This window comes from Flavobacterium plurextorum, from assembly GCF_024638035.1.
In the GTDB taxonomy this organism is placed as follows: Bacteria; Bacteroidota; Bacteroidia; order Flavobacteriales; family Flavobacteriaceae; genus Flavobacterium; species Flavobacterium plurextorum.
Genome location: NZ_CP100442.1, coordinates 3,808,207 through 3,820,276 on the forward strand (window position 1 = coordinate 3,808,207; position 12,070 = coordinate 3,820,276).

Here is a 12,070-nt window from a genome sequence, read left to right on the forward strand (position 1 = left end):
ACTATGAAATTATCAGAAATAAAAAAAGTACTCGACACATTAGAAAATGTAACATTTCAGCTGCCAAACGGAAATTTTGTTCCTGAACATTTTCACGTTACCGAAGTAGGCTTAATTACTAAAAACTTTATAGACTGCGGCGGTGTGGTTCGTAATGAAATTGTAATAAACTTTCAGCTTTGGGATGCAAACGATTTTGAACACAGATTGAAACCAAAGAAGTTAATCCATATTATTGAGCTTTCAGAAAAGGTTTTGAATATTCCGGATTTAGAAATTGAAGTAGAATATCAAGATGCTACAATTGGAAAGTATGATTTAGGTTTTAATGGGAAAGATTTCTTGCTGCTGAATAAACAAACTGCTTGTCTGGCGCAAGATCAATGCGGGATTCCAGCAGAAAAAACGAAACTAAATTTGACTCAACTAAGTCCAGATAATTCAAACTCATGTACGCCAGGGAATGGATGCTGCTAAAAAAAAGATTAATATGAATCGTATATTTCCAGAAATTGGAAAACTGATTTCATCTTTTGATTTTCGATCTATTACAGAAGAACGTAAAATTGTTTTACAGCCATTAATTGACTTTATACAATTTAAAAATAAAAATAATCTTGAGATTAGATTAAACTTTATTTGTACACACAATTCAAGAAGAAGTCATTTATCGCAAGTTTGGGCACAGACAGCGGCTTACTATTATAATATTAAGAATGTAAGTTGTTTTTCTGGTGGAACTGAAGCAACCGCTGTGTTTCCTAAAGTTGCTGAAACTCTTGTGAAATCAGGATTTAAGATCACGAAATTATCAGACGATAGCAATCCGGTATATGCAATAAAATTTGAAGAAAATGAAAATCCAATAATTGGTTTTTCAAAAACGTTCGATCATGATTTTAATCCTGCAAATGATTTTACAGCTATAATGACTTGTTCGCAAGCTGATGATGACTGCCCTTTTATTGCAGGTGCTGAAGAACGTTTTCCTATTAATTTTGAAGATCCTAAAGTTTTTGATAATACATTACAGCAGGATGAAAAGTACATGGAAAGAAATCTTCAAATTGCAAGTGAAATATTTTATATTTTTTCTCAAATAAAAACATAGATCCTATTGTTTATTTTATGTCAAAAAAAAAGGTTCAACTAATAGTTGAACCTTTTTTGCTTATTATTTTTTCTTGGTTTTATAATACTTGCGGTATTTTGGATATGTTATTGCTCCAATTACAGAAATTGTACCTAAGCAATAATAAACCCAACTTAGTGAGTGTGCTTCTCCGCTTGCGTAAGAATGCAGGCCAACTAAATGGAAGTTTACACCATAATAAGTAAATAAAATAGAAACAAACGCAAACATACTCATCAAGTTAAAGAACCATTTTCCGCGTAAAGCTGGAACAAATCGAGCGTGAATTACAAAAGCATAAAGCATGATAGAAATTAAAGCCCAGGTTTCTTTTGGATCCCATCCCCAGTAACGTCCCCAACTTTCGTTTGCCCATTGTCCTCCAAGGAAGTTACCAATTGTTAACATAATCAAACCAATAGTCAATGCCATTTCGTTGATATAAGTTATCTCTTTAATGTTTAATTCCATTTTAGTTTTGTTTTTCTCAGTTGTAAAGAAAATCAATACTAATGATACAAAACCTAAAATCATTCCTAATGCAGTTGGGCCATAACTACCTACAATAACTGCAACGTGAATCATTAACCAATACGAGTTAAGAACTGGTTGTAAGTTTGCAATTTCTGGATCAATCCAGTTCATATATGCCGCCATTAAAATCATAGCTGTAACAAATGCAGATGAAGCAACAGTAAGTTTCGATTTTCTGTCAAAAGCCAAACCAAAGAACATTGTTGACCAAGCTACATATACAATAGATTCATAAGCATTACTCCAAGGTGCGTGACCAGAAATATACCAACGTGCTATTAATCCTAATGTATGAAGTGCGAATAGCAAGCCAACCATGATATGGAATGCATTTATTGTAATACGAAGCCATTTTTTTTCAAAGAAAATATTGACAATAATAAATATGAACATAAAGCTCGCCACTGTAATGTACCAATAAGGCAATCCTTTAAAAACATCATATTTATTGTATGCAATTTCGGCATCAATTTTTTGTTCGCTTGGACGAACTTTAGCACCAAATTTCTTTTGAAAACCATTAAGACTTTCTACTAATTGATCTGCAGTATCCCAATTCTTAGAAATAGAAGCATTGTTTAATGCGCTAAAATAAAGTGGTAAAATTTGCTTAACATAAGTAGAATCCATTCCCTTTAAACCTGCGTTTTCACGTTCTAAATAAGAAACCCATTTATGGTTTGGATCATTAGGAACTGGAAAAATTTTAAGAATACTTCCGCTTAAAGCAGATTCCATTAAATTTACTTTTTTATCTGTTTCAATAAAATCTTTCTCGAACTGATTTGGATTTGCCGCTTTGTAAGCAGCATCTAAGTATGGAGAAAGTTTATAGTTTCCGTTTGCGTCAAAAAAGTTAACAAATGCTACCGCTTTGGCTTCTTTATCTACTCCAATAATTTTACGAATACTGTCATTTCCAGATTTGATATATATTATAGGAACCTGAATCCAAACTTGTGCATATTGTGTCATAGACAATAATACTTGATCAGAATTCATTCCGTTATAAGTATCGTCATGACTTACTTTTCTAAGTAACTCAGATGAAAAAGTATTAACAGGTTTCATTCTTCCTCCAGCATCTTGAATAATTAAACGGCCAAATTTTGCCGCATGAGCTGCTGGAGCTTTGTAAATAGACAATAAAGAGTCTAATTGTTTTTTACTTGGCGGAGCTGTTACGTGATTTGCGTGATCATTTGGATCTGCCGTATGATTATGATTGTGATTGTCACCTGGAGTATGAACATGAGGTGCTTGAGCAAAACCACTCAAACTAATCATTAAAACTAAGATCGTGATAAGTTTTTCTTTTTTCTTTTTTACAACTTCTAATTTGCGTTTCAAATCGGCAAAACGAGAATGTTTGGTAAACATAATTGCCATTAATCCTATATACAACATAAAGTAACCAAAATAAGTAATTGAAGTTCCCCAAAAGTCATGGTTTACAGATAAAACAGTTCCTTTTTCATCTGGATCAAATGAAGATTGGAAAAAACGATATCCTTTATGATCTAAAACGTGATTCATATAAATATCAGCATCAAAGGTTTCTGTAGAATCTAAAACCGTTACTTTACTTTCAAAAGCGGAATAACTTTTTTCTGTTCCTGGGTATTTCGTAGCGATAAAATCGTTCAATCTTACTTTAAAAGGTAAAACGTAAGCTTTACTACCGAAGAATAAACTGTACTCAATTTTTCCAATTTTTACGGTTTGAGGCTCCCCTGTACTTCCTTTAGAACCTAAAAGTCTTACTTCTTTTTCTTCACCTTCAGCTTTTACTTTTACAATTAAAGCGTCTGTATGAGATTTTGCTTTGTAGTCGTTGTTAGATTCATAATCAACAACACCTTTAATTGCAGGATCTGGAAACACAATTCTAATATCGCCAATACTATATAAAGAACGCATCATTAAAGGCTGTACATTATCTTTAGTTACAGTACCTTTTAATTTATCGGCCATTCTCATAAACTCTCCTTCAAATGGAGTTTGAATGGTATATTGCTCACCTGTTGTGTTAATATTGATTGCACCGTCAGTTGGTTTGTTTAAAGCAAATAATACGTTGTGAATATTTTGCACTTCACCATCTTTCAAGAAATGCTCTTCACGTCCACCCGCTCCTGCTTCAACTAACTTTAAATAAAGCGTTCCTTTAGGATCTGGTTTTATCATTTCTTTAGCTCCCATGATGTAGTTTACATAACTTACTTCAAAAGGAGTTTCATCAAACTTACCAGAAAGTGTAAAATTGTTATTGGTTACTGGAGATAACAAAAGATTTTTATCAAAAACCCTGCGTTTCATTTCACCTTTATATTCACCATCAGCAAAAACGGTTATAAATGTTTTGTCCGAATAAATTTGATTCTCAGCTGCGCCTTCACGAATTGGCATCATTCCTTCATAACTAATATATCGGGTGATAAAAGCACCTAAAAGGATAAAAATGAAAGCAAGATGAAGCAATAAAGTAGCCCATTTTTCCTTCTTTAATAATTGATAACGTTTTATATTTCCGAAGAAATTAATCACAAAAACAGCCATTATAGCTTCAAACCACCATGTGTTGTAAATTAAAATTCTGGCAGTATCGGTATTATACTTACTTTCGATAAAAGTTCCAATACCCATTGCGATTGCAAATGCTAAAAAAAGAACGGCCATTAATCGTGTAGAAAACAAAAAAGAGAATATTTTTTTATCCATTTTTAAGGAATTACATTGTATAAAAGTGCCACAAAAGTACTTAAAAATGTTGATTAGCAGTAGGGCTATTTTGTTAATAAAAACCAAATAAAGAGCGCTAAATTTAATCATATTGATAAAAATGTACGCTTAGTTTTACAAAACAGTAACTGCATATTATTTGAAACTTTTTTACCGCAGATTAAGCGATTTAAAAAGATTATTTGGTTTCTATTGTTAAAAATAGAAATGCACGAAAATCATTCTATTCAGCATAATCTGTGGCAAAACTTTGTCAGGTGAATTAAGTTTAAAAAAAATAATACTAATTTTGCGATATGATTCGAATAACAATAATTGGTTCTGGAAATGTCGCTCAACATTTAATAAAAGCTTTCTCGGCAAGTAATCTTGTTGAAATTGTACAGGTATTTTCCAGAAAAAAAGAAGCTTTAAATTCTATTATTGATTCAGATAAAATTGTAACAGATTATTCGGCTTTAAAAGAAACAGATTTATGTATTATTTCAGTTTCAGATAATGCTATTGCTGAAGTTTCTAAGCAATTACCTTTTAAAAATCAATTAGTTGTTCATACTTCTGGCACTACTTCAATTGATATTTTAGATTCAAAAAACAGAAAAGGTGTTTTTTATCCGCTGCAGACTTTTTCTAAAAGTAAAGAGGTCGATTTTTCTATAATTCCGATTTGTTTAGAATCTGAAAATCAGGAAGATTACAATGTTTTAGAAACTGCTGCAAAATGTATTTCAAAAGCTGTTTTTGCAATTAGTTCAGAACAACGAAAAGCGCTGCATGTTGCGGCTGTTTTCGTTAATAATTTTACGAATCATCTCTACCAGCTCGGAAAAGAAATTTGTGATGAACATCAAGTTCCCTTTGAAGTTTTGAAACCTTTAATTCAGGAAACCGCAGATAAAATTAAAACTCTAGATCCAATCGATGCTCAAACTGGCCCTGCAAAACGTCGTGATTCAGTTACTACAAATGCGCATTTGGAGTTTATAACAGACGAAAATCAAAAGAATATTTATAAAATACTAACACAATCTATAGAGAATAATGGCTAAAAGTTATAAAGAGATGATGAACGACATTACAACATTTATTTTTGATGTTGATGGCGTACTTACAGACAGTTCCGTTTTTGTAACCACTGAAGGAGAAATTCTTCGCACAATGAATATTCGTGATGGTTATGCTATGAAAGCAGCTGTAGAAAGCGGTTACAATGTTTGTATTATTTCTGGCGGAAGCAATGAAGGCGTTCGAGTAAGACTTCGTAATTTAGGTATTACAGATATACATTTAGGAACTCCAGATAAGGTTCAAACTTTTAAGGAATATACAGATACTTACAATATTAAACCTGAGCAGGTTTTGTATATGGGAGATGATATTCCGGATTATCATGTAATGAAATTGGTTGGTTTACCTGCTTGTCCGCAAGACGCAAGCCCAGAAATCAAAAGTATTTGTCGTTACATTTCTCATGTAAAAGGTGGAAAAGGTGCTGCGCGCGACGTTATTGAGCAAGTTATGAAAGTGCAAGGCAAATGGATGGAGCATTTTAACGGAAAGCACGATTAAGAGATTTTAAATTTAAGATTTCTGACTTTAGATTTTAGATTTTTGCTACCGATAATCAATATATTTTCTTTGTCAAAGTTCAAAGCTTTGACAAAGAAAACATAAGAAAAGACCTTTGTCACTCTTTATCTTTGCCTCTTTGAACCTTAGAAGAAAAAATGAAATACCTAAAACTCATTCGATATAAAAATCTACTAATGCTTGCTTTTATGCAGGTTTTATTTCGTTATGCTTTTTTAAAACAACAGGATATTCCCTTGGCTTTATCAGACTGGCAATACGGACTTTTGATTTTAAGTACCGTTTTGTTAGCGGCAGCGGGTTATGTAATAAACAACATTTATGATGTTGCAACAGATTCGATAAACAAACCCGATGATGTGGTTATTGGAAAAGGAATTACTGAAACGGCAGCATACAATATTTATATTGGACTTAATATCAGCGGTGTTGCTATAGGTTTTCTATTGTCAAATATTATTCTGCGTCCTAGTTTTGCATCACTTTTTATTTTAATTGCTGCACTGCTCTACTTTTATGCAACAACACTAAAACAGATTATGATTGTAGGGAATTTTGTTGTTGCTGCACTTCTTTCTGTAAGCGTTCTTATTATTGGAATCTTTGATCTTTTTCCTGTTATAAATTCAGAGAATCAAGCACAAATGGCCAGTTTATTTTCGATTTTAATAGACTATGCCTTATTTGCTTTCATGATTAATTTTGTTCGTGAAATAGTTAAAGACATTGAAGATGTAAATGGTGATTATAATCAAGGAATGAATACTTTACCAATTGCAATTGGAATTAGCAGAGCGGCTAAAATTGCGTTAGGCTGTGCTATAATTCCCTTTGTTTTATCGTTACTTTATATCAATACTTATTTCGTTCAAAACCATCTTTATATTGTTACGATTTATGCATTTCTTTTTGTTTTAGCACCTTTACTTTATTTTATTGTAAAAGTATTCGGCGCCAAATCAAAAAAGGATTTTCAGCATTTAAGTACCGTTTTAAAATTGATTTTATTCTTCGGAATTTTATCTATTCTCATCATTAGTTTAAATATCAAATACAATGCTTAAAGAAAAGCTTAAAAAATATAGTTTAATTCTTGCCTCGGGATCGCCTCGCAGACAGCAGTTTTTTAAAGATTTAGATCTTGATTTTGAAATTCGTTTAAAAGAAATTGAAGAAATCTATCCGCCAGAGCTGAAGGCAGTTGAAATTACTGATTATCTGGCACAATTAAAGGCAGATGCTTTTGACGGAGAATTAAATGATAATGAGATCTTGGTAACAAGTGACACTATTGTTTGGCATAACAATAAAGCATTAGGAAAGCCAAAGAATGCAGAAGATGCTTTTCAAATGATAAAATCAATGTCGAATGCAACGCATGAAGTATTTACATCGGTTTGTTTTAAAACGAACTCCTCTTCTACTCTTATTAACGATGTTACAAAAGTAACTTTCGTAGGTTTATCAGACGAAGCTATTTTATATTATATAGAAAACTATAAACCTTATGATAAAGCGGGTGCTTACGGAATTCAGGAATGGTTTGGTTTTATGGCAGTTGCAAAAGTCGAAGGTTCTTATACAAATGTTATGGGACTTCCAACAGCTAAAGTTTATGAATATTTGAGTACTTTAGTGTAAAAATTTAGATATGTTTTCTTTCAAAGAGTATAGCCAGGAAATTATTGCTACCGCAATTGTTCTTTTGATATTAATTGCAATGCGTGTTATTGTGGCAAAATTAATTCGTCGTTTTGCCAGCAGCAGCCAACTATTAGAGCACAGAACAAACTTGGCGATTAAATATACTCACATACTAATGAATATACTTGTTGCTATAAGTTTAATAGTAATTTGGGGTGTTGAAACAAAAGATATACTTTTTACAGTTTCGTCTATTGCAACAGTAATTGGAGTTGCTTTTTTTGCGCAATGGTCTATTCTAAGCAACATTACTTCTGGAATGATTTTATTTTTTTCATTTCCATTCCGAATTGGAGATACCATAAAAATACACGATAAAGATTTTCCTATTGAAGCTGAAATCGAGGATATCAGCGCTTTTCACGTGAATCTAAAGACTAAAGAAGGGGAAAAAATCATTTTTCCTAACAACCTTCTTCTTCAAAAAGGTATTTCGATTATGCCGACTCATTACGAAGAAAAGGAATTTTTTGACTAAAATTTGAATGGGAATTTTATAAGGCTTAACTAAAAAGCTGGAACGCAAAACGTTAAATAAATCGCAATATTTGTTTAACTTATTAACGCGTCACTATAAAATCTCTCCAAATGATTCCAACAATAAAACTGCCATTCTACGCAAAACTCTCTTGTATATTAGTAAGTCTAATTGCACTTGCTTATATTTTTTGCATCGGAAAAGATATTCTTACACCAGTATTCATGGCATTTTTATTTGCTGTTTTGCTGCTTCCTATTTTTACACTATTAAATACTAAATTGAAGTTTCCACGACATTTTGCTGCTATAGTTTGTGTTTTAATTTTTCTATTGTTTATTGTCGGAATTTTGGTTTTTATTTCCTATCAAGTTACGAATATGGCAAATGACTTTGATACAATTAAAAAGAATGCTAACTCTTTTCTAATTGAAATTCATAAGTTTATAAAAGAGAACTTTCATGTAAGTATTGGCGAGCAGAAAAAGTATTTAGATAACGTAACCAAAGATTCGGTTAAAAACGGAAATGCTACTTTAGGATCAGCTATAATTTCTATAAGTGATCTATTAGTAGACTGCACTATTATTCCAATTTACACGTTTCTATTTCTCTTATACAAAGATCATTTTATACTTTTTTTAGCCAAATTAATCAGCAAAGAAAATCACGCTGCATTAAAAGATATTCTTACGCAGATAAAAGTTTCAATCAATAATTATATTGTAAGTCTGATTCTTGAAATGATTGTAGTTTCGGTGCTTACCAGTTTAGGACTCTGGATTATTGGTGTAAAATATTTCATTCTTTTAGGATTAATAACAGGTATTTTAAACCTGATTCCTTACATCGGAATTGCAATTGCGGGTTTAATTTCGATTCTTGCCTCTTTAACCGGGTCTGCCGAAATATCCTTAGTTGTTGGAATTTTGATCGTAAACCTAATTGTTCAATTGATTGATAACAATTTGCTCGTGCCTTTAATAATTAATTCAAAAGTTGAAATAAATGCTTTTGTTTCTATTATTGGAATTATTATTGGCGGTACAGCGGCTGGAATTTCTGGAATGTTTTTAGCGATTCCACTTCTGGCAATTTTAAAAATTATCTTCGATCGTATAGAATCCTTAGAACCTTGGGGATATGTTATGGGCAATCATATGCCTAAAAAATTTACATGGAGAGTTCGAAAAACAAAAGCTGTCAATTAAAATAAGCTGTCAATTTTAAAAATGTTCGTATTATTTATCTTATATTCATATAAAAATCAGTAAAAAAGAAAGTTTAAAAATACCTGAATGTTGCTAAATAAAAAGATAATAGTTTTTATTTTGTTGTGCTTTAGTTTACAAAGCATTTATGCTCAGTCAGATACTTTAAAAGATAAAAGGAAAACTAGAAAAGACAGTACCGAAATATACAATCGTATTCGAAATTATTCTAAGAAGAACAAATTCACCAAAACCTTACATAAGCTTATATTCAGAGCGAAGAAACCTAGAAAAAAAGACGAAATCCTTGTTTCTAATGATACCACAAATTTTGATGGTAAAATTATTCGAAAAATCAACATTATTACATTAGATCCCTTTGGACATTCTGTGGTTGATTCTACGGTGATGCCAAAAAACTGGGGAGAACGAACAGGAAATCGGCTTCATTTAAAAACAAAGAAAATTGCCATAAAAAACCTGCTGTTAATTAGAAAAAACACGGTTTATGACAGCTATAAAGTACAAGAAACAGAGCGTTTAATACGATCTCAGAGATATGTTACTGCAGTTAGAATTTCGAATAAGGTAGTTGGAATGGCAGCAGATTCTGTTGATGTTACCATCAGGGTTTTGGATTCGTGGAGTACCATACCAAGATTTTCAGTATCAAGTAATCAAATGTCGATAGGTTTTAAAGAAAAGGATTTTTTTGGTTCCGGTCAGCAATTAGAATATCGTTACACTAACCGTTTTGATGATGGTCGAAATGGTAATGATGCCACCTACACGATTCCTAATATTAAGAACACTTATATTGGAGCTGCCTTGCATTACAACATGGATCTCGATAACAATTACAGTAAATCGATCGATATAGAACGTGATTTCTATTCTCCTTTGACTAAATGGGCCGGCGGCGTTTATATTGGGCAGAACTTCAGGAAAGATACATTGCAGGCTCCTGATTTGACTTATGCTTATCAGCCTTTTAAATATAATTTTCAAGATTTATGGGGTGGTCACGCCACGAAAGTTTTTGAAGATGATAATAAAGCAATAACAAATTTAATCGTAGCAGCACGTTTTTTAAATGTTGATTTTACCGAGACACCTTCAGAAGTTTATGATCCAACAAATTTCTATTCAGATCAAAAACTGCTTTTAACTGGTGTTGGATTGAATAGACGTAAATTTATAAAAGACAGTTATATTTTTAGAAATGGACAAACAGAGGATGTTCCCATTGGTCGTATTTATGGTATTACTTTGGGATATCAGTACAAAAATACCTTTTGGAGACCTTATGTTGGTGCACAATTTTCATTTGGAAACTACTACCGATTGGGGTTTTTAAGTATGAATTTTGAAGCCGGAACTTTCTTTCATCAATCGAAAACTTACGAAACAGCTTTTTTATTGGAGTCTAATTATTTCACTAAACTGTTTACTATAGGAAACTGGAAATTAAGACAGTTTGTGAATCCTAAGCTCGTTATTGGTGTAAACCGAGAGAATATTATTGGCGATGAACTAAATATAAATGAACAAAATGGCTTAGCAGGTTTTAATAGTGCAATTTACGGAACGAGCAAAGCTGTTTTATCGCTTCAAACTCAAACCTATTCACCGCATTCCATTTTAGGTTTCCGTTTAAATCCATTTTTTAATTATTCGATAGCGGTATTAGGAAGTCCAGATAATGCAATGTTAAGAAGTAAGCCTTATTCTAAAATTACTTTAGGGTTATTAATAAGCAATGATTATTTGGTTTTCAGTTCTTTTCAGCTCTCCTTATCCTATTATCCAAGTATTCCAAATCAAGGAGACAATGTTTTTAAAACAAATACATTTGAAACTAGTGATTATGGACTTCAAAGTTTTGAACTTGCAAAGCCTAGAATTGTTGATTATAAATAATAGAGCTTAATTTTTTTTTACTTTTTTTACTTTTTAATTTTGTTTTAAAAATCAACGCATTACAGATTTTACAACACTAATTCACTCGTTAAAAAGAATATTTTATCCGACCAACGGTATCATGTTTTTATTTTTGGCACGGTATATGAAAATCCTTAAACAAGATTAACATTTAAACTTTAGAAAAGATGAAAACAATGAAAATAGCAATCGCGGGATTATTCCTTTTAATTGCAAATGCCACACAAGCTCAGGTATCAATAAACGTTAACATAGGTAATCCTCCAGCTTGGGGACCAGCCGGATATGCGGATATGGAATATTACTATCTGCCAGATATTGAGGCTTATTATGATGTTAGAGCTTCGCAGTTCATCTATTTTGGAGGCGGAAGATGGGTTAGAACAACTTATTTACCTAGACAATACAGAAACTATGATTTATACGGAGGTTACAAAGTAGTTTTAACAGATTATCACGGAAGAACTCCTTACACTTATTTTGATCGTCACAAAGTAAAATACTATAAAGGATATTGCGGTGCACCTCAAAGACCTTATAGACCAAGACCAGTTTATGGTTACAATGATCGTCGTAATGATAATAGAAATTACAAACACTACGACAAACATTATGATAAACATTACGACAAGCATCATGGAAAACATGATAGAGATGATGATGACGATCGTCATGAAGGTCGCGGAAGAAGATAAATAACTACAAAAGAGCGCATTAATTTTTATTAATACGCTCTTT

The 12,070-nt window shown here is 32.0% G+C and carries 11 protein-coding genes; 10 read left to right on the forward strand and 1 reads right to left on the reverse strand.

The genetic code is table 11. The features are described 5' to 3' along the window. The first annotated feature begins 3 nt into the window (after window positions 1-3). Both NLG42_RS16915 and NLG42_RS16920 read left to right on the forward strand, forming a co-directional pair. A complete protein-coding gene (locus NLG42_RS16915; protein ID WP_257681645.1) occupies window positions 4-477 on the forward strand; it encodes a DUF6428 family protein in 474 nt (157 codons plus the stop codon). 13 nt (window positions 478-490) lie between these two features. After that, window positions 491-1,111 (forward strand): arsenate-mycothiol transferase ArsC, encoded by a 621-nt coding sequence (locus NLG42_RS16920; protein ID WP_257681646.1) that lies wholly within the window; start codon window positions 491-493, stop codon window positions 1,109-1,111. 63 nt (window positions 1,112-1,174) lie between these two features. Here NLG42_RS16920 and NLG42_RS16925 read toward each other — a convergent pair whose 3' ends face one another. Further along, on the reverse strand, window positions 1,175-4,387 hold the full coding sequence (locus NLG42_RS16925; protein WP_257681647.1) for a cytochrome c biogenesis protein CcsA: 3,213 nt from the start codon (window positions 4,385-4,387) through the stop codon (window positions 1,175-1,177). A gap of 317 nt (window positions 4,388-4,704) precedes the next feature. Between NLG42_RS16925 and NLG42_RS16930 the strand changes: the two genes are divergently transcribed. The 8 genes from NLG42_RS16930 (at window position 4,705) to NLG42_RS16965 (ending at window position 12,027) form a co-directional block, all read left to right on the forward strand. Further along, window positions 4,705-5,457, forward strand: a complete 753-nt coding sequence (locus NLG42_RS16930; RefSeq protein ID WP_257681648.1) for a Rossmann-like and DUF2520 domain-containing protein — start codon at window positions 4,705-4,707, stop codon at window positions 5,455-5,457. Further along, window positions 5,450-5,977, forward strand: coding sequence for a KdsC family phosphatase (locus tag NLG42_RS16935; protein WP_089057775.1), 528 nt, complete (start codon window positions 5,450-5,452; stop codon window positions 5,975-5,977). The genes NLG42_RS16930 and NLG42_RS16935 overlap by 8 nt, the downstream gene beginning before the upstream one ends. Before the next feature lie 158 nt (window positions 5,978-6,135). Beyond that, window positions 6,136-7,062 carry a geranylgeranylglycerol-phosphate geranylgeranyltransferase gene (locus NLG42_RS16940; protein ID WP_099718314.1) on the forward strand — a complete coding sequence of 309 codons (927 nt, stop codon included), beginning with the start codon at window positions 6,136-6,138 and terminating at the stop codon, window positions 7,060-7,062. After that, on the forward strand, window positions 7,055-7,639 hold the full coding sequence (locus tag NLG42_RS16945) for a Maf-like protein (protein ID WP_099718315.1): 585 nt from the start codon (window positions 7,055-7,057) through the stop codon (window positions 7,637-7,639). Before NLG42_RS16940 ends, NLG42_RS16945 begins: the two co-directional genes overlap by 8 nt. Window positions 7,640-7,649: 10 nt before the next feature. After that, window positions 7,650-8,180, forward strand: a complete 531-nt coding sequence (locus NLG42_RS16950; protein ID WP_089057772.1) for a mechanosensitive ion channel domain-containing protein — start codon at window positions 7,650-7,652, stop codon at window positions 8,178-8,180. 110 nt (window positions 8,181-8,290) lie between these two features. Then, window positions 8,291-9,391 carry an AI-2E family transporter gene (locus NLG42_RS16955; protein ID WP_257681649.1) on the forward strand — a complete coding sequence of 367 codons (1,101 nt, stop codon included), beginning with the start codon at window positions 8,291-8,293 and terminating at the stop codon, window positions 9,389-9,391. 87 nt (window positions 9,392-9,478) lie between these two features. Beyond that, entirely contained in the window at window positions 9,479-11,311 is a 1,833-nt protein-coding gene (locus NLG42_RS16960; protein WP_257681650.1) for a BamA/TamA family outer membrane protein, read from the forward strand. Window positions 11,312-11,499: 188 nt separating this feature from the next. Further along, a complete protein-coding gene (locus NLG42_RS16965) occupies window positions 11,500-12,027 on the forward strand; it encodes a hypothetical protein (RefSeq protein WP_089057769.1) in 528 nt (175 codons plus the stop codon). Window positions 12,028-12,070: the final 43 nt, after the last annotated feature.

Coding starts and splice junctions, on each gene's coding strand:
- NLG42_RS16915 (WP_257681645.1), top strand. CDS start 4: ATGAAATTATCAGAAATAAAAAAAGTACTCGACACATTAGAAAATGTA.
- NLG42_RS16920 (WP_257681646.1), top strand. CDS start 491: ATGAATCGTATATTTCCAGAAATTGGAAAACTGATTTCATCTTTTGAT.
- NLG42_RS16925 (WP_257681647.1), bottom strand. CDS start 4,387: ATGGATAAAAAAATATTCTCTTTTTTGTTTTCTACACGATTAATGGCC.
- NLG42_RS16930 (WP_257681648.1), top strand. CDS start 4,705: ATGATTCGAATAACAATAATTGGTTCTGGAAATGTCGCTCAACATTTA.
- NLG42_RS16935 (WP_089057775.1), top strand. CDS start 5,450: ATGGCTAAAAGTTATAAAGAGATGATGAACGACATTACAACATTTATT.
- NLG42_RS16940 (WP_099718314.1), top strand. CDS start 6,136: ATGAAATACCTAAAACTCATTCGATATAAAAATCTACTAATGCTTGCT.
- NLG42_RS16945 (WP_099718315.1), top strand. CDS start 7,055: ATGCTTAAAGAAAAGCTTAAAAAATATAGTTTAATTCTTGCCTCGGGA.
- NLG42_RS16950 (WP_089057772.1), top strand. CDS start 7,650: ATGTTTTCTTTCAAAGAGTATAGCCAGGAAATTATTGCTACCGCAATT.
- NLG42_RS16955 (WP_257681649.1), top strand. CDS start 8,291: ATGATTCCAACAATAAAACTGCCATTCTACGCAAAACTCTCTTGTATA.
- NLG42_RS16960 (WP_257681650.1), top strand. CDS start 9,479: ATGTTGCTAAATAAAAAGATAATAGTTTTTATTTTGTTGTGCTTTAGT.
- NLG42_RS16965 (WP_089057769.1), top strand. CDS start 11,500: ATGAAAACAATGAAAATAGCAATCGCGGGATTATTCCTTTTAATTGCA.